We start from the raw sequence: 22,969 nt of genomic DNA, 5'->3' as shown, positions 1-22,969 counted from the left end.
GTTTATCTGTTCGTTCGATTTAGGTTTGCAATTTCCACACCCAAGATCGGTCAGGTTTCACCACGTCTTGGTTGTTACAATTCGTAAGAATTGAGAAAACATCAGGAAAAAGTTGACGCTGATCGTGCAAGCGTCCCTTAATCGGGCGTTGGCGTCCGGGGTTGATCCTCGGGTCCGCTTTTTCCGGCCCGGGGAGAGGCCGGATGTGGAGGAGAGGAAGATTGGCTCAGACGCAGTCGGGCGCCGAGGGGATGCACTCCCTTGCTGCGCTGCTACACCGAAACGCGACACAGTTCGGGGACGCCCCGGCCTATCGAGAGAAAGAATTCGGCATCTGGCAATGCTGGACCTGGGCTGAGACGACTAAGGAAATTCGTGCCATCGCGTTGGGGTTTCTCGAGTTGGGTGTTGAAAAGGGCGACCATATTGCTGTGATCGGTCGCAACCGCCCGGCGCATTATTGGTCGATGGTCGCGGCGCAAATGGTCGGTGCGGTTCCGGTTCCACTATATCAGGACGCGGTGGCCGAAGAGATGGCCTATGTGCTGGAACATTGCGGTGCAAAATACGTCGTCTGCGGGGACCAAGAGCAGGTTGATAAGGTCATCGAGATTCAGGAAAACCTGCACCAGGTCAAACACATCCTTTATACCGACAAGCGGGGGATGCGGAAATACGACCATTCCCAGATGAACGCGCTGGACGACATCATGGCCGAAGGCCGTGCCGGTCACGCCCGGTTCGATGCGGAACTGGACAAGCGCATCGCTGCGATCACTTATGACGATACCTGCGTGATGCTCTATACCTCGGGCACTACCGGCAAGCCCAAGGGCGTGGTGTTGTCGAACCGCAACGTCATCGAAAGCGCCAAGAATTCAGCCGAGTTCGATCATCTGACCCAGAGCGAGGATATCCTGTCCTACCTGCCGATGGCCTGGGTGGGCGATTTTATCTTTTCCATCGGTCAGGCCTATTGGTGCGGGTTCTGCGTGAACTGCCCCGAAAGCGCCGATACGATGATGACCGATCTACGCGAGATCGGACCGACCTATTTCTTCGCCCCGCCGCGCGTGTTCGAAACACAGCTGACCAACGTGATGATCCGGATGGAGGACGCGGGCAAGCTGAAGCAGCGCATGTTCCATCACTTCATGGCGCATGCCAAGAAGGTCGGAGGTTTGCTGCTGGATGGCAAACCCGTGGGCCTCGGTGATAAGTTGAAATACGCGCTGGGCAATCTGCTGGTCTACGGCCCGCTGAAGGATACGCTGGGTTATGGTCGGTTCCGGGTGGGCTATACGGCGGGTGAGGCCATCGGGCCCGAGATTTTCGATTTCTACCGATCCCTTGGCATCAATCTGAAACAGCTCTACGGCCAGACCGAGGCCACCGTGTTCATCACCGTGCAACCGGACGGCGAAGTACGCGCGGATACGGTTGGTGTGCCAGCGCCGGATGTCGAGTTGAAGATCGATGACAAGGGAGAAATTCACTATCGCTCGCCCGGTGTTTTTGTTGAGTATTTCAAAAACCCGGATTCCACGGCCTCGACCAAAGATGCCGAGGGATGGGTTGCCACTGGCGATGCCGGTTTCATCGAAGAGAACTCAGGGCATTTGCGGATAATTGACCGCGCAAAGGATGTGGGCAAGATGGCCGACGGGTCGATGTTTGCGCCGAAATACGTCGAGAACAAGCTGAAATTCTATCCTGACATCCTTGAAGTTGTTTTGTTTGGAAACGGCAAGGATCGCTGCGTGGCCTTTATCAATATCGACCTGACAGCAGTGGGCAATTGGGCGGAACGTAACAACGTGGCCTACGGGTCTTATCAAGAACTGACGGCGAATCCACAGGTGTTAGAGACCATCAAGGCACATGTGGAAGAGGTGAACAAATCTGTTGCCGCCGACGAGATGCTGTCGGGCTGTCAGGTGCATCGCTTTGTGGTTCTACACAAGGAACTGGATGCGGATGACGGCGAGATGACCCGCACGCGGAAAGTGCGGCGCGGGTTTGTCGAGGACAAGTTCAGCGACATTATCGCGGCGCTGTATGACGGGTCAGAGACCGTCTCAACCAAAACGGAAGTGACCTATGAGGACGGCCGCAAGGGATCGATCAGCGCGACGCTTGAGATCGTAGATGCGCCGGTTGTACCGGTCGCTCAACATAAAGTGGCTGCGGAATGATGGGTCGCCGAGCGCCGCTCGACCTGCGGTCATCGCCCCGCCCGCCATCCCGTTTTTGCGTAGGTCAGGGAGTGACTGATGCTGGATAGTTCCGAAGGATATGTCACCGAAGACGGCCGCAAGATCGGCGGCGTGGTGATGGAGATGAAGAACATCACTCTGCGTTTTGGCGGTGTTGTGGCAATCAAGGATATCTCGTTTGATATTCGCGAGGGTGAGATCCGCGCCATCATCGGGCCGAATGGGGCAGGTAAATCCTCGATGTTGAACGTGATTTCCGGGTTCTATGTCCCGCAAGAGGGTGAGGTCTGGTTTCACGGGGCCAAGCGCCCACCGATGCGGCCATTCGAGGTCGCGCAGCAAGGCATTGCGCGGACGTTCCAGAACATTGCTCTGTTCGAAGGTATGAGCGTTTTGGACAACGTTATGACCGGACGGCTGAACTTTATGAAGACCAACATTTTTCAGCAGGCCTGGTGGAAGGGCAAGGCAGAAGCGGAAGAGGTGGAAAACCGCGAGGCAGTGGAGAAGATCATCGATTTTCTGGAAATCCAGCACATTCGCAAAACGCCGGTGTCGCGCCTGCCCTACGGGTTGAAAAAGCGGGTCGAGCTGGCCCGTGCGCTGGCGGCCGAACCCAGGCTGCTGCTGCTGGATGAGCCGATGGCGGGCATGAATGTTGAAGAAAAAGAGGACATGAGCCGCTTTATCCTAGACGTGAATGACGAGTTCGGCACCACCATTGCCTTGATCGAACACGATATGGGCGTGGTGATGGACCTGAGCGACCGCGTGGTCGTGATGGATTACGGAAAAAAGATCGGCGACGGCACCCCGGATGAGGTGCGCAGCAATCAGGACGTCATCGACGCCTATCTGGGGGTCAGTCATGACTGAGCATCGGACAGACATGGGGAGAGGCGCAGATGCCTGAACAACTCGTATTCGCGATGGAGGTCATCCTCAACGGTCTGATGGCCGGGGTGCTCTATGCGCTGGTCGCGCTGGGCTTTGTTCTGATCTACAAAGCTTCGGGGATTTTCAATTATGCCCAAGGCGTTATGGCGCTGTTTGCGGCGATGACGCTGGTCGGGATCATGAACGGGCAGGTGCCCTTTGGGCATGTGATCAACGCGACTTTTGGCACGCACGTTCATACTTTCGGGTGGAATGTGCCCGCTTTTGTGGCGATCCTTTTGACCATGGGTGTCATGGTATTGCTGGCCTGGGCGGTACAGCGGTTCGTCATGCGTCACCTGGTAGGGCAAGAGCCGATCATCCTGTTCATGGCCACCATCGGGCTGGCCTATTTCCTTGAAGGTGTGGCCGACCTGATGTGGGGGTCCGAGATCAAGACGCTGGATGTGGGCCTGCCGCAGGGCATCAATCTGTGGATTGATGAGAGCACCTATAACATCTTCGGTTATGGCTTCTTCCTCGACAATCTGGACATCGTGGCGACCGTGATTGCGGCGCTGCTGGTGGCGGCCCTGGTGGCGTTCAGCCAGTATACCAAACAGGGCCGGGCCATGCGCGCTGTGGCCGATGACCATCAGGCGGCGCTGTCGGTTGGCATCTCGCTGAACTTCATCTGGATCATGGTCTGGTCGGTGGCTGGGTTCGTGGCGCTGGTCGCGGGCATCATGTGGGGCACCAAGTCGGGCGTTCAGTTCTCGCTGTCGCTGATCGCGCTTAAGGCGTTGCCGGTGCTGATGCTGGGCGGGTTTACCTCGATCCCAGGTGCCATTGTCGGTGGGCTGATCATCGGTGTGGGTGAGAAACTGTTCGAGTTCGCCATTGGCCCGTTGGTTGGCGGTGCGACCGAGAACTGGTTTGCCTATGTTCTGGCGCTGATTTTCCTGGTGTTCCGACCGCAAGGTCTCTTCGGTGAGAAAATCATCGAGAGGGTGTAGGGCATGACCAAACTGATCGCCATCATCAACGTCATCGCATGGGCCGGGTTCTGGGCCTTTGGCTATATCGCCGTCACCTCGGAAGATCTGACCGAAAGCCAGTTGGTGGTCGCAGCGATTCTGGCCTTTGCCGGGCTGATCACGGGCGTTCTGGCCTACATGAAACTGGTGCGCAGTTCCGAGGCGAGCGGATACGCCAAAGGATCGAACCAACTGGATGCCAAGGCCCGCAACCGGGCGCAGGAAGAGTGGGAGAAATAAGTCATGTTCTACCGTGAGGCCGGGGATTTCAAAACCTCCTACATCGATGACAACCAGACCTTTCCGATCAAGTTCGACCGGTATCGGTACTATGTCGTGCTCGCCGTGGCCTTTGGGATCATTCCGTTCCTCATCAATGATTACTGGGCCAATGCCTTGCTGTTGCCGTTTCTGATCTATGCGATTGCAGCGATCGGGTTGAACATTCTGGTGGGCTATTGCGGTCAGGTCAGCTTGGGCACCGGGGGGTTCATGGCCGTGGGGGCCTATGCCTGCTACAAGCTGATGACCGCGTTCCCGGATGTCAGCATGTTCATACATGTCATTCTGGCGGGCGGGATCACCGCCATTGTCGGCGTGCTGTTCGGCCTGCCAAGCCTGCGGATCAAGGGGTTCTATCTGGCGGTGGCAACCCTGGCCGCGCAGTTCTTTCTGGTCTGGCTTTTCAACCGCGTACCGTGGTTCTACAACTATTCCGCTTCGGGCCAGATCAACGCGCCCGAGCGTGACGTGTTCGGCATCATCATCACCGGCCCGAACGCACCGGCCTGGGCCACCTATCTGTTCTGCCTGATCTTCCTGTCGCTCAGTGCCATTATCGCGCGCAACCTGACGCGTGGCACCACGGGGCGCAGCTGGATGGCGATCCGCGACATGGATATCGCCGCCGAGATCATCGGGGTGAACCCGCTGAAGGCGAAACTGACCGCTTTTGCCGTCAGCTCGTTCTTTGTGGGCATCGCCGGGGCGCTGTTCTTTGCCGTCTATTTGGGCGCTGTCGAAGTGGGTGAGGTCTTTGGCATTCAGAAATCATTTCTGGTGCTGTTCATGATCATTATCGGAGGATTAGGGTCTATTTTTGGCTCATTCGCGGGCGCTGCATTTCTTGTGTTGCTGCCCGTGGTGCTGAAAGTCGTTGGCGCCGATTGGCTGGGCTGGCCCACCGATATTGTGGCGCATCTGCAGCTAGTGATTGTCGGCGCGCTGATCATCATGTTCCTGATCCTTGAGCCACACGGTCTGGCGCAGCTTTGGCGCGTGGCGAAAGAGAAACTCAGACTCTGGCCGTTCCCGCACTAAGGGGCAGGCCCAATCAGATAACGGGTGCAAAGCCCGACCCCAACATCGGACCAACCAAGGGAGGAGACACCCGATGAAATTGACACTGGCAACCGCGGCGCTTGGCGCCCTGATGGCCGCAGGACCGGCTCTGGCGGATTTGGTAATCCCTGATCTCAGCTACCGGACTGGGCCCTATGCAGCTGGCGGCATTCCGTTTTCGGACGGGTATAACGACTATTTCACTCTGTTGAACGAACGGGATGGCGGCATTGGCGGCGTGCCGATCCGCGTGGTCGAATGCGAAACCGGCTACAACACCGAAAAAGGGGTTGAGTGCTACGAATCGACTAAGGGCGAAGGCGCGTTGGTGTATCAACCGCTCTCGACGGGCATCACCTATCAGTTGATCCCAAAAGTGACCGCGGACAATATCCCGCTGCACACGATGGGATATGGCCGGACTTCGGCTAAGAATGGCGACGTTTTTAGCCATACGTTCAACTATCCGGCCAACTATTGGGACGGGGCCTCAGGTGCGATCAACTATCTGTTGGAAGAAAACGGTGGCGATCTGAGCGGCAAGAAAATTGCTCTGGTCTACCACAATTCGGCCTACGGCAAGGAGCCGATCCGCACGCTGGAAGAACTGTCCAAGAAGCACGGCTTCGAGCTCGCGGCCCTACCGGTTGATCACCCCGGACAAGAGCAAAAGTCGCAATGGCTGCAGATCCGCCGCGACCGTCCTGACTATGTCTTGATGTGGGGCTGGGGCGTCATGAACCAGGTTGCGGTACAGGAAGCCGCGAACATCCGCTTCCCGATGGAGAATTTCATCGGTATCTGGTGGTCCGGCTCGGAAAATGACGTTGTGCCTGCGGGTGAGGCCGCGAATGGCTACAAGGCGCTGACCTTCCACAATGTGGGCACGGATTTCCCGGTCTTTGCTGACCTGCAGCAATATGTGGTCGATTCTGGCAAGGCTGCCGGTGCAGGCGATCAGGTTGGGACGGTACTGTATAACCGTGGCCTTTACGCTGCGGTGCTGGCTGCAGAAGCCATTAAGAAAGCACAAGAGCTTTCGGGCAATGCCGAAATCACTCCGGCTGACATGCGTGACGGTATGGAAGCGCTTGAAATGACCGAAGAGAAAATGGCTGAGCTGGGCCTGCCGAACTTTGGTCCGACCTTCTCGGTCTCGTGCAAAAACCACGGCGGCGACGCTTTGGTTGGTGTGACGCAGTGGGACGCGGCGAACAAGACCTGGTCGCTGATTTCTGACTTCAAACCAACAGATGGTGACGTGATCGGTGCGCTTATCGACGAGGATTCCGCAGCTTACGCGTCGGAAAACAACCTCGAGGGGCGCTGCAACTAAAGCGCAACAAAAAAAGGGGTGGCGGTGATCCGCCGCCCCAACCCCCAAACAAGGACACGCGGTGATGCTGGAGTTTCTCCGGATAAGAACAGGGATAGTGCTGAGTGCGGTACTTGGGCTTGCTGCGTGCAGCGCGCCCGAGATCGACGGGCCGACCTGCACCGGGCTTGTCCGAGATTCTGTTCCGGCGAAATCCGTTGTCGGGCGCAGCTCAGCGCCGAATGTGGATGCGACTGCGGATCTGTTTGCCCGGGTGTTCGAAGGTCAGGCCGCGCAACGTGCAAACCTTGACCGCGATGGACGGGGCATTCCCGTCGAAATTCTGGCTATGACCACCGGTGGGCAATATGGTGCCTTCTCATCAGGCGTTCTGACGGGCTGGACAGAAAACGGCAGGCCAGACTTCAGTGTCGTGACCGGGGCCAGCGCCGGGGCGTTGATTACCCCTCTGGCATTTGCGGGAGCAGCGTTTGACGCGCGCCTGAAATCCAATACCAGGATCAATTTGAACGATGTGCTGTCGCTGCAAATCGTGCCGCCGATTCCTTTGGCCAGTTCTGTCTTCAGCACCAAAAAGCTGAAACGGCTGGTCGAAAGTGAAATTGACGAACCTCTGCTGGATCGTATCGCCAAGCGGGCCGACCCGGGCCAATCCGGGCAAGAGGTCAACAGCGTGGTGGTCGGCGCGGTCAATCTAAAAACCGGGCGGTTCGACATCATGGATATCGGTCAGTATCTGGCCACCACCCCAGATGATTTCGCGACAAAAGAGGATTGCGTGTCCGAGGCGGTTCTGGCCAGTTCGGCCATTCCGGTTCTGTTCCCGCCTCGCAAGATCAATGGGGACCTATATGCGGATGCAGGTGTGCGCCAGCACGTGTTTCTGGAAGGCCTGGCTAAAGGTCAGCAAACAGCTACGCAGCGCACAGGGCAACAATTTGACATTCGGGTAACTTTGCTGGTGAACGGCGATCTGGTTGTCGCAGAAAAGGACCCAGGACCCGGTATCCTCGCGTTGGCAGGCCGGAATTTCCAACTGGTCACCGATCAGGGATTTCGCGAGTCGATCGACCGAACCCTTCGCGTTGTGAAACAGAACCCCTCTTGGACCTTTAAGGCATTGGTTGCGCCTGAACTGCCCGCGCTCAATTGCAAGAACCCCGAACCCCTGTTTGACAAATGTATTACCGGGGCGTTGTTCGAGGCGGGGAAGAACATGACAAGCTCTCAACCCATCCCGTGGCTGGCCGCGGCTGAGTTGGAGCGCAAGATCAACGAAATCTACGGGAGTTGACGATGCTGGATGCGGCACAAACCACCGATGTACAGGCCGAAACCCTGTTGGAGGTCAACAATATCGAGGTGATCTACAACCACGTCATTCTTGTGCTGAAGGGCGTCAGCCTGACCGTGCCCAAGGGTGGGATCACCGCCTTGCTGGGCGGCAACGGGGCGGGCAAGACTACGACGCTCAAGGCGGTGTCGAACCTGCTGCAGTCCGAACGGGGCGAGGTCACCAAGGGTACGATCACCTATCGCGGCACCAGCGTGCATGAAAGCGATCCGGCCGATCTGGTGGAAAAGGGCGTCATTCAGGTGATGGAAGGCCGCCATTGCTTTGAACACCTGACGGTCGAGGAAAATCTGCTGACCGGGGCCTATACTCGCAAGGATGGCAACGCGGCGATCCAGCAGGATCTGGAACTTGTGTATTCCTATTTCCCGCGTCTCGCCGAACGGCGCCGGTCGCAGGCGGGCTATACCTCGGGCGGGGAACAGCAGATGGTGGCGATGGGTCGGGCTTTGATGTCGCGCCCAGAAACGATCCTGCTGGATGAGCCATCGATGGGTCTTGCGCCGCAGCTGGTCGAAGAGATTTTCGGCATCGTCAAGGATTTGAACGAGAAAGAGGGCGTGTCCTTCCTGCTGGCCGAACAGAACACCAATGTGGCACTGCGGTTTGCACATTACGGATACATTCTGGAATCGGGGCGTGTTGTGATGGACGGCCCGGCGGCCGATCTGCGCGAAAACCCGGATGTGAAAGAGTTTTATCTGGGCATGTCCGACGAGGGGCGCAAAAGCTTCCGTGACGTGCGCTCATACCGCCGCCGCAAAAGGTGGCTGTAAGCGGATGGAGGATCTGGTCATGACGAATTACTACGACGCGCTCGAGACCCGTTCAGCCGACGAGCGCGCTGCCGATCAGGCGCAGGCGCTGCGTGTTCAAATTCAGCGGGCGTTGTCCGCGCCCGGTTTTGCGGCGCATCTGGCAGGGGTTGATTGCAATGCTGTTGCCTCGGCCGAGGATCTGGTGAAACTGCCGGTGCTGCGCAAATCTGAACTGGCGCAGGCACAGGCGGCGCGGCCGCCGTTTGGCGGGTTCACGGTCACACCGGCGCGGCATTTTCACCATGTTTTCCAGTCCCCGGGTCCGATTTATGAGCCCGGCAGCACTGATCCCGATTGGTGGCGCATGGGCCGGTTCCTGCATGCGGCAGGCGTAAGACCCGGTGATATCGTCCATAACTGTTTTGGCTATCACCTGACCCCGGCTGGGATGATTTTTGAAAGTGGTGCGCGGGCTGTTGGGGCCGCTGTGCTGCCCGCCGGTACCGGCCAGACCGAGCTGCAGGTCACTGCGGCGCGGGATGTGGGGTGTACGTCTTATGCTGGTACTCCGGATTACCTGAAGGTCATTCTGGACAAAGCGGATGAGATGGGCGTGGAGCTGAACTTTTCTTCTGCCGTGGTGGGTGGTGGCGCACTGTTCCCATCGCTGCGTCAGGATTATGCCGACCGGGGTATTTCCTGTCTGCAATGTTATGCCACCGCCGATCTGGGCAATATCGCCTATGAAAGCCACGCGATGGAGGGAATGATCATCGACGAGCATGTGATTGTCGAAATCGTCACGCCCGGCACAGGCACCCCGGTTGCAACGGGTGAGGTGGGTGAGGTCGTGGTGACCTCGCTAAACCCAGATTATCCGCTGATCCGGTTTGCCACCGGTGATATGTCCGCGATCATGCCCGGACAATCGCCTTGTGGCCGCACCAACCTGCGTATCAAGGGTTGGATGGGACGGGCCGATCAGACCACCAAGATCAAAGGCATGTTCGTGCGTCCTGAACAGGTGGCCGCGCTGGTCGACAAACATGCAGAGATCGTCAAAGCCCGTGTCATCGCCGCGCGACAGGGGGAAATGGACACGATGACCGTTCAGATCGAAAGTCCACGCGACGATGACGTGACCTATGCCAAATCCGTAATTGAGGTGCTGAAACTGAAAGGCGCGATTGAGGTTGTGGCCCCCGGGTCGCTGCCCAAGGACGGGTTGGTGATCGAGGATCAGCGCGTTTACGAATAGTCCAACAAAGGGTTCTGCGGCAGTTTGTGCCGCAGAATTGTTCCTCTGCCTACTGGTGTTTCTTAGCATTTTAGTCGATTAAAGGCGAAACCTGCGCCTCTTTGCCTGTAACACCGGAAACATGGCCGAAATCGAATACTCAGAACACGGAACGCGCAATCGGGGCGTGTTTGGCACCCGGTTGGTGGCCGTGGTGGCCTATCTGGTGGCAGCAGCCTGTCTGCTGCCGATGATTGCGGTTGTGCTTGCGGCAGTGACGGGTGGGACGGAAACGATCTCACACCTGCTGGATACGGTTCTGCCCGGCTATGCGCTGACGACGTTGATTTTGGTGGTTCTGGTCGCCCTCGGGACCCTGTCCATCGGTGTGGGCGCGGCCTGGCTGGTGACGATGACCCGCTTTCCCGGTGTTCGCTTTCTTGAGATCGCTCTGGTCTTACCACTGGCCTTTCCGGCCTATGTTCTGGCCTATGCCTATACGTTCATTCTGGATCACCCCGGTATCGTTCAATCCACCCTGCGCGAGGTGACCGGCTGGGGCCCGCGCGATTATTGGTTCCCCGAGATTCGCTCGACCGGGGGCGCGGCGGTGATGCTGATCCTGGTTCTGTATCCTTATGTCTATTTGTTGGCCCGCGCCGCCTTTCTACAGCAAAGCTCGACCGCTTTTCTGGCCGCGCGGGCGTTGGGGAAAAGCCCTTGGCTGGCGTTCTGGCATGTGTCCTTGCCAATGGCGCGCCCGGCAATTGCCGGCGGGGTCCTGCTGGCGATCATGGAGACCATCGCCGATTTTGGCACCGTAGCTTATTTCGGCGTTCAGACCTTTGCCACCGGTATCTATACCAGCTGGTTTTCGATCGGAGATCGCGCTGCCGCCGCGCAGCTGGCCATGTGCTTACTGGGTTTCGCATTGCTACTGGCAGTGATCGAACGCACTCGGCGGGGCAAGGCAAAATATTACCAGGCAGGTAAAAGCCACGCCCCACTGCCAGCACAGCAGATTAAAGGTTGGTTTGCAGTTGCGGGGTTCATGCTGTGTGCCATTCCGGTGCTGTTGGGTTTTTTGCTGCCGGTGTTCATTCTCGTGCAGATGGGGTTTGAATCGGAACAGAACCTGCTGTCGCGGCGCTATATCGGGTTTATCCAGAACTCGTTGACGCTGGCAGGTACGGCTGCCGTCGTCACCGTTTTTGCGGCGATTTGCATCGGGTTCTATCAACGGTTGCGCCCGGGCAAAGGGTCAGCCACGTCAGGTTATGTCGCGCGGCTGGGTTATGCAGTGCCGGGCGGTGTAATCGCGGTGGGCCTTTTGGTGCCATTTGCCAGTTTCGACAACGCATTGGATGCCTGGATGCGCGAAACTTTCGATATCTCGACCGGACTGCTGGTTACCGGGTCAATCTGGTTGCTGATCGCGGCCTATATGGTGCGTTTCCTGGCCGCTGCGCTCAGCGCTTATGAGGGTGGGCAAAGCACGGTGCATGTCAACATGGACGCCGCTGCACGGTCGCTGGGCCAGACCCCGTTGGGAACGCTGAGACGGGTGCATTTGCCGATCCTGACACCCTCGCTGCTGACGGCGCTGCTGATCGTCTTTGTCGACGTGATGAAAGAGCTTCCCGCCACCCTGATCATGCGGCCCTTCAATTTTGATACGCTGGCGGTACAGGCGTATCGGCTGGCCTCGGATGAGCGGTTGGAGGGTGCCGCCGTGCCTTCGCTGGTGATCCTTGCGGTGGGGCTGTTGCCGGTGATTCTGATCTGCCGTCAGGTCGGGCGGCGCTAGCACAGGGCGAACCAAAAAATCACATCCTGTTGTGCTTGGGCTTGATTCAAACGCAATTTCCGGCAAGGCTTGGGGTATGAACATGCAGCCTCCCAGCCGGTTTTCTGCAAACTCGGCCCAGATGCCCGTCGCGTTTAACCGGCACGAGATGTCCCATATTCTATCCGTCTATGGCAGGATGGTCGCCGCCGGAGAATGGCGCGATTACGGAATTTCCAACCTGCGCGACATGGCGGTGTTTTCCATCTTTCGGCGAACGGCAGAACATCCGATTTACCGGGTCGAGAAACATCCACGTCTGCGGCAAAGGCAGGGGATGTATTCGGTGGTTGGCATGGATGGCCGCATCCTGAAACGCGGCCAGGATTTGCGCACGGTTCTAAGGGTGTTGGAACGCAAGCTGATTCGCTCGGTCGACCTTGATTAGAGCCGTTTGTGGGCGGTCACTGGCCCATCACCCTGTTCCAGAATACGCGTGATAGCCTGATCCATCGGCTCGAACGTCACATCCATGTGATAGGCATTGGCATGCAGCAGCATGTTGTCGCCATAGACCCAGGCGACGTGACCCTTCCAAAACAGCAAATCGCCGCGTTTCGGTTCCGTCCCAGCGGACAGGGCCTCGCCCAATTCACGCTCTTGATCGCCGCTATCGCCGGGACAGGGCGTGCCGCAGGCCAATAGCCCAGCCTGCACCAGACCCGAGCAATCCAGCCCGAACCGGCTGTTGCCGCCCCAAAGATAGGGTGTGCCCAGAAACAGTTCGGCCACGGAAACCGGATCGGTCAGGTGGATGGCGTTGCGCTTGGCATGAACGGCGGGGATGAATCCCAGCTCAGTTTCCAGAAACCGGCCATTTTCCGAAAGAACCTGAACCCTGCTGCCGAAACTTAACGAGACCCGGTCGGGGCTTTTCATATCTGGCTGCGCATAGGCGTGGGTCGCAGGCGCAGTGACCCAATGCGTATCGGGCACCGGTGCCCCCAAGTGATCCAAGTTTACCCAGCCCGGGTAACCGTCCTTGTCGGCGGTGATCCGGCCCCAACCCTGTTGCGTTTCAAGGACGGTGACGGTGTCACCGAACAAAAGCTGCCGGTCCCGCGGACCATCCGGGCGGCGCAACAGGTCAGCGACGGGGGTTATGATGCGCTGTTGGGTCATAGGCCCAGAATCTCGGGTAGGGCGGTCAATATGGCACGCGGACCTTGACCGAGGCCGCCTTTGCTGCGGCCGGGGACCTTGCTGGGCTGCCACGAGTAGATGTCGAAATGCATGTAACGACTATTGCCCACAAACCGACGCAGGAACAGCGCGGCGGTGATCGAGCCTGCAAACCCACCCGGAGGCGCATTGTCCAGATCGGCGATGCCAGGTTCGATCATTGCCTCATAGGGTTCATGGAACGGCATCCGCCAAACCGGATCAGCGGCCTGCCTGCCTGCCTGTGCCAAAGCATCGGCAGCACTGTCGTCATCGGTGTAAAACGGCGCAAGATCGGGGCCAACGGCCACCCGCGCGGCACCCGTCAGCGTGGCCATCGAGATTACCAGATCCGGCTCCCCCTCATCTGCCAGCGTCAGCGCATCGGCCAGTACCAGCCGCCCCTCGGCGTCGGTATTGTTGATCTCAACCGTCAGGCCCTTGCGCGAGGTCAGGATATCGCCGGGGCGAAAGGCGTCTCCGGCCACCGAATTTTCAACCGCTGGGATCAACACCCGCAGTTGCAGCGGAAGGTTCAATGCCATGATCATCCGGGCCAATCCCAGCACATTGGCCGATCCGCCCATGTCCTTTTTCATCAAGCCCATCGAGTTGCCGGGTTTCAGGTTCAACCCACCGGTATCAAAACAAACACCTTTGCCGACCAATGTCAGCTTGGGGCCAATACTGCCCCAGTTTATCTCGATCAGCCGGGGGTCCTGCGCGGATGCCCGGCCAACGGCGTGGATCATCGGAAAGTTCTGGTCCAACAGCGCCGCACCGCGGATCACGTCGCACGACGCCTCGAATTCCTGCGCCAGCACCTCGGCAGCAGCTTGCAATTGATCCGGACCCATATCTGCGGTGGGCGTGTTGACCAAATCGCGGGTCAGGGCCTCGGCTTGGGCCAAAACTTCGATCAACGTGGCGTCGACGCCCTCGGGCGCGATCAGCCGTGCATTGGCCGGAGATTGCTTGGCATAGCGGTTGAACGCATAGCCGGTCAGCAACCAGCCCAGACATTCGGTCGCTAACACCTCGGATGGGACGCCAGAAGCAATGTGATAGGCGCCTTCTGGCAGGGTTTCGGCCACGGCGGCCAGCGGAAAGCGCTTGCGCACCCGGCCTGTTGCTTTGCCATATCCCCCCAGCGCAAATTCGGGTTTGCCTTCCGGTCCGGGAATCAGCACTGCCTGACCCAGCGCACCGGTGAACCCGCTGGCCCTGACCCAGGTTGCAATATGGTCTGGCTGATCGCTCAGCCAGCCTTCCAGATCGGGTTGTGCGATGACATGCAGCTGAAGCGATGGATCAGAAGAGGAAGCGAAGGACAGGGTCATGGAAATCTCGGCTTGTTCGATTTCGCCCAGCCTAGCCGCCCACGGCCCGTCCGCAAGCCCCGTCAGACCGAAAGGTCCTGCTGATCCCAGATCACCGTCAGCGAGTTTTCACCGACCCGGATCAGCCGCGACAGGGTGGCGCCGGTGGCAACGGCATCCCCCGCATCCACGGACTGCGCCACATCCCCGGCGACGCGGGCCAATGCGACCATGCCGATCTGTTCGGCGATCGCCACCAGCGACCGCGCGCATTTGCGCAACCCGGCCCAATCGCGTTGCCGCCAGAACCGTTCGCAGTTCGACAGGCGCACGGCCAGTTCCTCGACCGTGCGGCACAAAACGTCCAGTGCGTTCTTGTCGCCCAATTGCCGGTACAATCCATTCAGCCGGTCCTGATCCAGACGAACGGTTTCCTTGTGTTCAAGCGTGAGTATCTTATCCACCACATTCACCCCAATATTTTGCGCCCCCACGGCATGGACCGACTTTGACCGCGAATTCCTTTGCAAAACCTTGCATTCGCGGGGGATAATCGCTCGAATTTTCTGCGAATTCGGGGTAGAGCAGCCCCCAGCGAACAAATCAGGGACTTTCAAATGGATCACGCCAAACCTTTGCCGAACTATTTGGTCAAGCGGTATCACGGCTGGAAAGCCACCACATATTCTGAAAATCAAGTCTGGTATCGCCGTCTGGCCACTGAAGGACAACGTCCACGGGCGATGGTGATTTCATGTTGTGACAGCCGCGTCCATGTCACTTCGATCTTCGGGGCCGATCAGGGTGAGTTCTTTATTCACCGCAACATCGCCAACCTGGTGCCGCCCTATGCACCGGATGGTGATCATCACGGCACCAGTGCGGCGATTGAATATGCGGTCACCGCCCTGAAAGTGGCGCATCTGATCGTGCTGGGCCATTCGCAATGCGGTGGTGTGCAGGGCTGTATCGACATGTGCAAGGGGCAGGCCCCGCAACTGGAAGCCAAAGAAAGCTTTGTGGGCCGCTGGATGGATATCCTCAAACCGAAATACGACTTGGTCGCCGATGTCGAGGACAGCGTTGAACAGGCGCGTCAGTTTGAGCGGCAGGCGGTTGTGGCCTCGCTTGAGAATCTGATGACCTTTCCCTTCGTGTCCTCTGCGGTGCAGGATGGTTCGCTCAGCCTGCATGGGTTGTGGACCGATATCGGCGAAGGCGGGCTGCAAAGCTATGATCCGCAGGAAAAGAAATTCGTCGTCGTCTAAACTGCGCTGAAATGTTTCGCAAACAGTGGGCGGGGGATCAGGTCTCTGATTCTGCGCCCTTTTTGGGTATAGTGGCCTGATCCAGGTTTGGGTCAGAGGCGCGATATGCGAGTCATCAAACGTATTTTCCTTTTTCTAATCTGTCTTGTTTTGCTATTGATCGGTGTCTCATACCTGCTGCCCGGCAAGGCGATCGTGTCGCGCAGCATCACCATCGATGCCCCGGCCAGCGCCATCTTTCCTTATGTGAATTCCATGCAAGAGACCGAGAAATGGTCTCCCTGGCTGGCGCGGGACCCGGAAACGCAACTGTCCTATAGCGGACCCGAAGCTGGGGTGGGCAATACCCTGAGCTGGAGTTCCGAGCATCCACAGGTCGGCAGCGGTACGCAGGAAATCATCGAAAGTGTTCCGGATCAGACCGTCAGAACCGCGCTGGATTTTGGTCCGATGGGCACGGCATCGGCGTCGTTTGAGCTGGCGCCCGAAGGCGATCAGACGCAGGTAACTTGGGGATTTGAGTCCGATCTTGGGATGAACCCGATGGCACGCTGGATGGGTTTGATGATGGATAAGTGGGTCGGCGGCGATTACGAACAGGGGCTGAGCAGTCTAAAGGCGCTGGTCGAAGGGCAGACCTAAGCCGATAGGTTTTGCGCCGCAGGTTTTGATCTATGCAGCCCGGCGCAACGGCCGGGCAGATTATTCAAATCGAATTCTGGCGAGCTTTCCAAGGTGGTCGGAGCCCATGGAGGGGCGCAGCTCAACCGTTCCCGTTGTTCCTTTCGGGAACAACAGGATGTCGATTGGCAAGGGTATCTGCCAGCTGCCAAGGTTATGAGTGTTCAGGATAGTTCCAAAGCTTTCATTGTCTGCTGCCGCCGCGATCCGCTGAACGCTTTGGCCCCAGGGCACCATATTGAAATCTCCGGCAATCAAAACCGGCCCGTCGAGTTCCTTAATGCGGTCAGCAATCACTTGGCTTTGTTTGGATTGGTCATAAGGAAACGGCCAGTTCAGGTGTATGGATACAACCCAAACCAGACCGCCGCCGGGGGTTTTAACCTGCACCCCGACAAGCCCATACCCTTCCAGGCAAAACTCGGAACCTTCGACAATTGGCAATGTGGTCAGGATGGCGACGTTTTGTTCGGGGCGAAATTCACAGATCGATTTTGCCGGGTAATGTTCGAACATGTTTTTCATGAACTTGCGATTGTGACTGGACACTTCCTGCAAGGTCACGATCTCGGCGTTGGATTCTATTATGTCATCGGCCAAGGGATAGCGTGGCCAGGCCTGGCTCATGAGGTTCTTTTGATACAACGTCAGGCAAGCGCCATTGCAATCACCTGAGGGCGCTGCATAGCTGGTTGCGATTGACCCAATCGCGAGGACAGCGACGGCTATCGCGCTCAATGCCACGTAGCGCGCGCGCATGCACAGCAAAATCACGGCGCATGGTAAAAGCAGAACGCCGGCCAGCGGGCGAAGCAGGGCGAACGAATCCCCAGCTGCAATGACGGGGCCTGTAAAGCCAATAATGACCAGACCCATCAGCATACTTGCGCAGCCTATGATCAGGTTTCGTACAATCCTGTGCTTGGTCAAAACTCGCATGCTCTGCCTCTGTCGCTTTGTGCGGGGCAACGCATGTGGTGTGCTGTGTCACATGTCCCGCTGTCAAAGCGCGTCATTTTGGTGACAAGCCAGCCTGTCTTTGTCAACAGGCGGAGGTGGAATGTGCCACGTCATCCAACATGGCACATTCGATATGTTTATCAGCCCTTTTTCAGGACTTCGCGACCCAGCAGTTCGGCAATCTGCACAGCGTTGAGCGCCGCGCCCTTGCGCAGGTTGTCGGACACGCACCACAGGTTCAGGCCGTTTTCGATCGTCGAATCCTGGCGGATTCGGCTGATGAAGGTGGCAAAATCGCCTGCGCATTCAATCGGCGAGACGTAGCCGCCGGGTTCGCGCTTGTCGATCACCATGATGCCCGGTGCCTCGCGCAGGATGTCGCGGGCTTCGTCTTCGTCCAGGAATTCTTCGAATTCGATGTTCACGGCCTCGGAATGGCCGACGAACACGGGAACGCGGACGCAGGTGGCCGTGACCTTGATCGACGGATCGACGATCTTTTTGGTTTCGACAACCATCTTCCACTCTTCCTTGGTCGAGCCGTCTTCCATGAAGACGTCGATCTGAGGAATGACGTTGAAGGCGATCTGTTTCTGGAACTTCTTCGGTTCAACCTCGGTGGTGGGGTTGTAGACGGCTTTGGTCTGATCCCACAGCTCATCCATCCCTTCTTTGCCAGCACCCGAAACCGATTGATAGGTCGACACGACAACACGCTTGATCTTGGCGCGGTCATGCAGCGGCTTCAGCGCGACAACCATCTGCGCGGTCGAGCAGTTGGGGTTGGCGATGATGTTCTTGTTCTTATAGTCGTGAATCGCCTGCGGGTTACATTCCGGCACGATCAGCGGAATCTCCGGGTCATAGCGATAGAGCGACGAGTTATCGATCACCACGCAGCCAGCCGCGGCCGCCTTGGGGGCGTAAACCTTGGTGGCCTCGGACCCCACGGCAAACAGTGCCATGTCCCAGCCGGTGAAATCGAATGTGTCCAGGTCTTTGGTCGTGAGGGTCTTGTCGCCAAAAGTCACCTCAGTTCCCAGCGAACGACGGCTTGCCAGGGCGGCAAGTTCATCGACAGGGAACTGGCGTTCCGCCAGGATGTTCAGCATTTCGCGGCCCACGTTACCCGTGGCGCCGACGACTACGACGCGATAGCCCATTTCATGTCTCCAAAGTTAAGGACGCGCGTTCATAGCCGCGTTGCAGCAAAGAAAAAAGAGGAATCGCGCCATTATTCCGAGGATGACGGCGATTTGAGGCGTTTCCGGCCTCAGTCTTGCGCTAACAGGGATCGGTATACCTTGACGATCTCTTCTGCCTCGCCTTCGATTCGAAAATTCTGTTCGATATGCTGGCGGGCGGCGGTTCCGGCGGCGGCCATTTTGCCTGGGTCGCTCAGCATGTCGTGCAAAGCCTCGGCCAGCGCATCAACGTTGTCTTTTTCTACCAAACGACCGGTTACTCCGTCCTGAATCTGCGCACTAAAGGCGCCAACGCCATGACAGGCGATGGCCGGAACGCCTGATGCCATCGCTTCAAGCGGGGTCAGGCCGAACCCTTCATGGCGGGCAGGGGCGACGAACAAATCCAGCGCGCGATAGGTTTCGACGATCTCCTCCCACGGGCGTTCGCCCAGAAACCGGACACGGTCGGCCAGCCCGGCCTGTTTCAGCTTGGTTTCCTGCTCACGCTGGAAGGCTTCGAACTCTTTCGTGGCATTGCCGGTAAAGACGATTTTGGCATCAGGAAAAGATGGCAGCACCTTGATCGCCGCATCAACCAACAGATCGACCCCTTTTTGGGGCCGAATACGTCCGAAACACCCTATCAACGTCCCGGTTGGCAATCCAAGCTTGGCGCGCAGTGCTTCCTTATCCTCGGCCGGGTGGAAGATCTGCGTATCAACGCCATGCATGATCACCTTCGACGGGTGTTGCAGGAATGAGGCCGCCTGTGGTGTGGTGGCAATCAACGCATCCATTTTCGAGATCAGTTTTTTGGTAAATCCCGAATGATCGCGCTGTGCGGCCGACGTGAACAGCATTTTATAGTTGCGGCGGAATACGGACCTTAGGAACAGCCCCATCAGCATTTCGGTGTTGCGACGCGCATGCCAAACGATGGGCGCACGATTGGGCAAAAACAGAGTCTTCCAAAGGGGAATATGCGGAATATTTTCTGGCAACCCTGGGCCCGTGGCGCGGATGTTGATCATCTTTGCCTGGATGGGCAGCAGCCGGATAACAGTTGTGGTCACTCCCGAAAGACTATGTTTCAGGTTCGGCGCCAGAACTTCGATATCCTGCATTGAGCTCTCCATACCCGATGATCCGAGGCGGGATCAGTCTATGCTGTCGCGGCTGAATAAATAAATCACGCACCCGATGGCAAGCGCGACCGCGAAAAAGCCGAATATCGCTGTGTAGGGTGCGGTCGGGCTTATGTCCACCGTGGCCGCGTGAATGCGTCCGGTGATAAATTGCGCTAGCCCCACACCGCCGATGCCAAACAGGTTCAGCAAGGTCATGCCGCGCCCAACCAGATGCGGTGCAACGAAAGCGCGGCCATGCGCCATGATCACCGGAAAGCTGGCCCCCATGAACCCAATCACCGCCATCAGAACCACCGATACCCAGACTGCGTTGTCGATCCACAGACACAACAGCACCAGCGCCACGGTGCCCAACGCATTGCCGCCGAAAATCACCCATTTCCGCGTGCCTAGCATCCGGTCAAGCGGCCCGTAGGCAAAGGTGCCTGCAATCATCGCCGCGCCCATGATCAGAGTCGCCGTCCCAATCTGAGTGGTGCTTAGGTTGAAAATATCGCTTAGGTACGGCCCGGCCCACAGTCCTCGTGTGGCGCCCGAGGGTGCATAGGCGACCAGCATCAAAGGCAGGATCGTCCAAAGCGCGGGTTCCTTCAGCAAATCCAGCACGGACCCCCTGTGTTCGGTCTCGACTCGTTTTGGGTCATGCACGGTGAACAAGATACCCAGTGCGATAGCCCCCGAAAACAGCGCCAACACCCACATCGTTGCGCGCCATCCAACCAGTTCGACCGCCAGCGCAGTGGGGTATGAGGCCACCAGATTGCCGACCGATCCAACCCCCAACATCACGGCGGCCAATGTCGCAAAGCGGGCGGGCGGGTATTCCCGCGCAAAGATATAATAAGACGCCATCAGAACGGGCGAGCATCCGATACCGATCAACCCCATGGCGATGGCGATGTAAAACGGCGTGTGGGCCACGGCAAACAAGGCTGCGCCACCTGCGCCGCCGACCAGCAAAAGAACGGCCGAGGTCAGGCGCGGCCCGACCTGGTCCAGCGCCCATCCCACCGGCAATTGCATCGCGGCAAAGATCAGAAACCAAAGACCCGAGGCAAAGGCCAGATCCTCGGGTGTGGCGCCGATATCGCGGCCCAGATCAACGCTGAGAACCGCCAGAAAGGCGCGAAAGAACTGGCTGAGCACATAGCCCAGGCACAAGACCACCAGACCTGCCTTCATTTTTCGTCCCTTCTACCCCTGCCTGCGCGAAAATGCTTCGCACGTCACGATGCGCCACACAAGCGCGTGTGCTATACTGTTTTCACCGGACAGCGTTCACATTCGGTCTATCTAACTATTTAACCATCACCCCGAGGTGCAGATGAAAGACGCCCAGGCCGCCTTTTATGACAGCCTTCCCCTGCAGCGGGACTTTACCCGACTGGCTCAGCCTGCGCGGTTTACCGCTGTGCCGGATGATTGGGCGCTGGGCGTGGCCGACATCGTTGATTCAACTGGCGAGATTGCCAACGGGCGCTACAAAACTGTCAATATGGTCGGCGCGGCTGTGATCTCGGGCATGATCAACGGGTTGAAGGGGCAGGAGTTTCCCTATGTCTTCGGTGGCGACGGGGCCGGATTTGCCATACCCGCCAGCGCGGTTGACACGGGCCGAACGGTCCTGGCCCAGCTTCGGCGCTGGGCGGGCGAGGAGTTTGGGATTACTCTGCGCGGGGCCTTGGTGCCTGTGTCCGAAATCCGCATGGCGGGCAAAGACCTGCGTGTGGCACGCTATGCGCCGTCAGACGGGGTGGATTACGCCATGTTCTCGGGGGGCGGGCTGGCCTGGGCTGAGGCGCAGATGAAAGAAGGCCAGTTCGAAGTGCCGCCCGCCGACCCCGGCGCGCAGCCCGACCTTACCGGCCTGTCCTGTCGCTGGTCCAACAGCAGGGCACGGCATGGAATGATCGTCTCGGTCGTGGTGCAGCCGACTTCCAAAGCCACCGAAAGCGATTTTGCCGATCTGTCTCAATCCGTCCTATCCGCGGCCGATCGGTTGGAGCGCGCAGGTCACCCGGTGCCAGAAAACGGCCCACCAATCAGTTGGCCACCCCCCGATGTCGCGCTTGATGCGCGTGTGTCAAGGGCCGGGCGCAACCTGTTTGCGCAGAAAATCAAACTTTTGGGGCAAAACCTGCTGATTGCCCTGCTGTTCAAGACCGGTAAGCGATTGGGTCAGTTCGACCCTGAGCATTACAAACACATGGTCAGTCGCAATGCCGATTTCCGCAAATTCGATGACGGGTTGAAAATGACGCTGGATTGCGATCCGGCCACCTTATCGCAGATCCGCATGATGCTGGAACAAGCGCGCGGACAAGGCAAGGTTCGCTACGGCCTACATGCACAGGATGAGGCGATGATGACCTGTTTTGTGCCTTCGGCCACACGCGATGATCACGTGCATTTCGTGGACGGCGCTTCGGGCGGTTACGCGCAGGCCGCTGCCGGGATGCGAGGCTAAAGCGCTACTTCGCTTTCCACTTGGCCGCCAGTGCCCGCGCCGCCTGCGCCAATAGCATCACATCGATTCCCACTGCCAGAAACTGCGCGCCCATATCCATATAGGTCTGGCTTGCCTGATCATTGGTGCCCAGAATGCCAGGTGCCTTGCCGGCGGCTTTGATACGGGTGATGGCGTCGGCGATGGTGGCCTGCACTTCGGGCGCGGCGCTGTTGCCTTGATAGCCCATGTCGGTGGACAGGTCCGCCGGGCCGATGAACACGCCATCAATACCGTCAACCGTCAGAATATCGTCCAGCGCTGCCATCCCGGCGCGGTTTTCCACCTGTACCAGCAGGCAAATCTGTGCGTCCGCCGTTTGAATGTAATCCGTGACGGACCCATAGCCAGTCGCCCGTGCGGCCCCTGCACCGACACCGCGTAGGCCTTTGGGCGGATAACGACAGGCGCGGACCAATTCCTGTGCCTGTTCGGCGCTTTCTACAATCGGTACCAGAATGGTTTGCGCCCCCACATCCAGCACCATCTTGATCTTCGCCGTTTCCCCCACGGGCACGCGTACCACCGGATGCGAGGGGCTGGCGGCCAGCGCCATAAGCTGATCGCGTATCGAACGGATGTCATTCGGCGCATGTTCACCGTCGATCACCAGCCAGTCGAATCCGGCGGTGCCCATGATCTCGGTTGCGATGGGTTCGGCAAAACTGCTCCAGCAACCGATTTGGCGATCTCCGTTGATCAGAGCCTGTTTGAAAGTATTTTTTGGTGCAGACATGG

At 58.2% G+C, this 22,969-nt stretch carries 22 protein-coding genes; 14 read left to right on the top strand and 8 right to left on the bottom strand.

The window, feature by feature from the left end; all coding sequences use genetic code 11:
- Positions 1–251 precede the first annotated feature (251 nt).
- The 11 genes from ACR0B8_RS11415 to ACR0B8_RS11365 all read left to right on the top strand — a co-directional run bounded on the left by ACR0B8_RS11415 (position 252) and on the right by ACR0B8_RS11365 (position 12,389).
- Positions 252–2,195 carry an AMP-binding protein gene (locus ACR0B8_RS11415; RefSeq protein ID WP_170376719.1) on the top strand — a complete coding sequence of 648 codons (1,944 nt, stop codon included), beginning with the start codon at positions 252–254 and terminating at the stop codon, positions 2,193–2,195.
- Between the two features lie 78 nt (positions 2,196–2,273).
- A complete protein-coding gene (locus ACR0B8_RS11410) occupies positions 2,274–3,092 on the top strand; it encodes an ABC transporter ATP-binding protein (RefSeq protein WP_170376430.1) in 819 nt (272 codons plus the stop codon).
- 29 nt (positions 3,093–3,121) lie between these two features.
- Positions 3,122–4,108 (top strand): branched-chain amino acid ABC transporter permease, encoded by a 987-nt coding sequence (locus ACR0B8_RS11405; RefSeq protein WP_480658495.1) that lies wholly within the window; start codon positions 3,122–3,124, stop codon positions 4,106–4,108.
- A gap of 3 nt (positions 4,109–4,111) precedes the next feature.
- Positions 4,112–4,369 (top strand): hypothetical protein, encoded by a 258-nt coding sequence (locus ACR0B8_RS11400; protein WP_170411030.1) that lies wholly within the window; start codon positions 4,112–4,114, stop codon positions 4,367–4,369.
- Between the two features lie 3 nt (positions 4,370–4,372).
- Positions 4,373–5,449, top strand: coding sequence for a branched-chain amino acid ABC transporter permease (locus ACR0B8_RS11395; protein ID WP_226689039.1), 1,077 nt, complete (start codon positions 4,373–4,375; stop codon positions 5,447–5,449).
- A 73-nt stretch (positions 5,450–5,522) separates the two neighbouring features.
- Positions 5,523–6,806 carry an ABC transporter substrate-binding protein gene (locus ACR0B8_RS11390; RefSeq protein WP_170360980.1) on the top strand — a complete coding sequence of 428 codons (1,284 nt, stop codon included), beginning with the start codon at positions 5,523–5,525 and terminating at the stop codon, positions 6,804–6,806.
- A 64-nt stretch (positions 6,807–6,870) separates the two neighbouring features.
- A complete protein-coding gene (locus ACR0B8_RS11385; RefSeq protein ID WP_480658497.1) occupies positions 6,871–8,100 on the top strand; it encodes a patatin-like phospholipase family protein in 1,230 nt (409 codons plus the stop codon).
- A 2-nt stretch (positions 8,101–8,102) separates the two neighbouring features.
- A complete protein-coding gene (locus ACR0B8_RS11380; protein WP_170349612.1) occupies positions 8,103–8,936 on the top strand; it encodes an ABC transporter ATP-binding protein in 834 nt (277 codons plus the stop codon).
- Positions 8,937–8,955: 19 nt separating this feature from the next.
- Positions 8,956–10,176, top strand: a complete 1,221-nt coding sequence (locus ACR0B8_RS11375; protein ID WP_226689041.1) for a phenylacetate--CoA ligase family protein — start codon at positions 8,956–8,958, stop codon at positions 10,174–10,176.
- Positions 10,177–10,297: 121 nt separating this feature from the next.
- The gene (locus tag ACR0B8_RS11370) at positions 10,298–11,962 is read left to right on the top strand and encodes an ABC transporter permease (protein WP_226689042.1); all 1,665 of its coding nucleotides are present in this window, start codon (positions 10,298–10,300) and stop codon (positions 11,960–11,962) included.
- A gap of 76 nt (positions 11,963–12,038) precedes the next feature.
- Positions 12,039–12,389, top strand: coding sequence for a DUF2794 domain-containing protein (locus tag ACR0B8_RS11365; protein ID WP_170349615.1), 351 nt, complete (start codon positions 12,039–12,041; stop codon positions 12,387–12,389).
- Here ACR0B8_RS11365 and ACR0B8_RS11360 read toward each other — a convergent pair.
- From ACR0B8_RS11360 to ACR0B8_RS11350, 3 genes are all read right to left on the bottom strand, one after another.
- Positions 12,386–13,123 (bottom strand): C40 family peptidase, encoded by a 738-nt coding sequence (locus ACR0B8_RS11360; protein ID WP_170360972.1) that lies wholly within the window; start codon positions 13,121–13,123, stop codon positions 12,386–12,388. The genes ACR0B8_RS11365 and ACR0B8_RS11360 overlap by 4 nt on opposite strands.
- Positions 13,120–14,502: a leucyl aminopeptidase family protein gene (locus ACR0B8_RS11355; RefSeq protein ID WP_170360970.1), complete on the bottom strand. Its 1,383-nt coding sequence runs from the start codon at positions 14,500–14,502 to the stop codon at positions 13,120–13,122. The genes ACR0B8_RS11360 and ACR0B8_RS11355 overlap by 4 nt, the downstream gene beginning before the upstream one ends.
- A 62-nt stretch (positions 14,503–14,564) precedes the next feature.
- Complete coding sequence (locus ACR0B8_RS11350) at positions 14,565–14,954, bottom strand: hypothetical protein (RefSeq protein ID WP_170349845.1); 390 nt, start codon at positions 14,952–14,954, stop codon at positions 14,565–14,567.
- A 144-nt stretch (positions 14,955–15,098) separates the two neighbouring features.
- On the opposite strand from ACR0B8_RS11350, the gene ACR0B8_RS11345 reads away from it, so the two are divergent.
- Positions 15,099–15,749 carry a carbonic anhydrase gene (locus ACR0B8_RS11345; protein WP_170349618.1) on the top strand — a complete coding sequence of 217 codons (651 nt, stop codon included), beginning with the start codon at positions 15,099–15,101 and terminating at the stop codon, positions 15,747–15,749.
- 105 nt (positions 15,750–15,854) lie between these two features.
- Positions 15,855–16,391: an SRPBCC family protein gene (locus tag ACR0B8_RS11340; protein ID WP_480658500.1), complete on the top strand. Its 537-nt coding sequence runs from the start codon at positions 15,855–15,857 to the stop codon at positions 16,389–16,391.
- Positions 16,392–16,451: 60 nt separating this feature from the next.
- Here ACR0B8_RS11340 and ACR0B8_RS11335 read toward each other — a convergent pair whose 3' ends face one another.
- From ACR0B8_RS11335 to ACR0B8_RS11320, 4 genes are all read right to left on the bottom strand, one after another.
- A complete protein-coding gene (locus tag ACR0B8_RS11335; protein WP_480658501.1) occupies positions 16,452–17,369 on the bottom strand; it encodes an endonuclease/exonuclease/phosphatase family protein in 918 nt (305 codons plus the stop codon).
- A 161-nt stretch (positions 17,370–17,530) separates the two neighbouring features.
- The gene (locus ACR0B8_RS11330) at positions 17,531–18,553 is read right to left on the bottom strand and encodes an aspartate-semialdehyde dehydrogenase (protein WP_226689044.1); all 1,023 of its coding nucleotides are present in this window, start codon (positions 18,551–18,553) and stop codon (positions 17,531–17,533) included.
- A gap of 110 nt (positions 18,554–18,663) precedes the next feature.
- The gene (locus ACR0B8_RS11325; RefSeq protein ID WP_425081265.1) at positions 18,664–19,701 is read right to left on the bottom strand and encodes a glycosyltransferase family 4 protein; all 1,038 of its coding nucleotides are present in this window, start codon (positions 19,699–19,701) and stop codon (positions 18,664–18,666) included.
- Positions 19,702–19,734: 33 nt separating this feature from the next.
- On the bottom strand, positions 19,735–20,907 hold the full coding sequence (locus ACR0B8_RS11320) for an MFS transporter (RefSeq protein WP_480658504.1): 1,173 nt from the start codon (positions 20,905–20,907) through the stop codon (positions 19,735–19,737).
- 142 nt (positions 20,908–21,049) lie between these two features.
- On the opposite strand from ACR0B8_RS11320, the gene ACR0B8_RS11315 reads away from it, so the two are divergent.
- Positions 21,050–22,192 (top strand): DUF3095 domain-containing protein, encoded by a 1,143-nt coding sequence (locus ACR0B8_RS11315; protein ID WP_480658505.1) that lies wholly within the window; start codon positions 21,050–21,052, stop codon positions 22,190–22,192.
- Positions 22,193–22,196: 4 nt separating this feature from the next.
- Here ACR0B8_RS11315 and ACR0B8_RS11310 read toward each other — a convergent pair whose 3' ends face one another.
- Positions 22,197–22,967, bottom strand: a complete 771-nt coding sequence (locus ACR0B8_RS11310; RefSeq protein WP_480658508.1) for an HpcH/HpaI aldolase family protein — start codon at positions 22,965–22,967, stop codon at positions 22,197–22,199.
- Positions 22,968–22,969: the final 2 nt, after the last annotated feature.

The organism is Ruegeria sp. BH6 (assembly GCF_056538105.1).
Note: the sequence above shows the minus strand (reverse complement) of the source record. Positions and strands in the feature narration are given on the sequence as shown.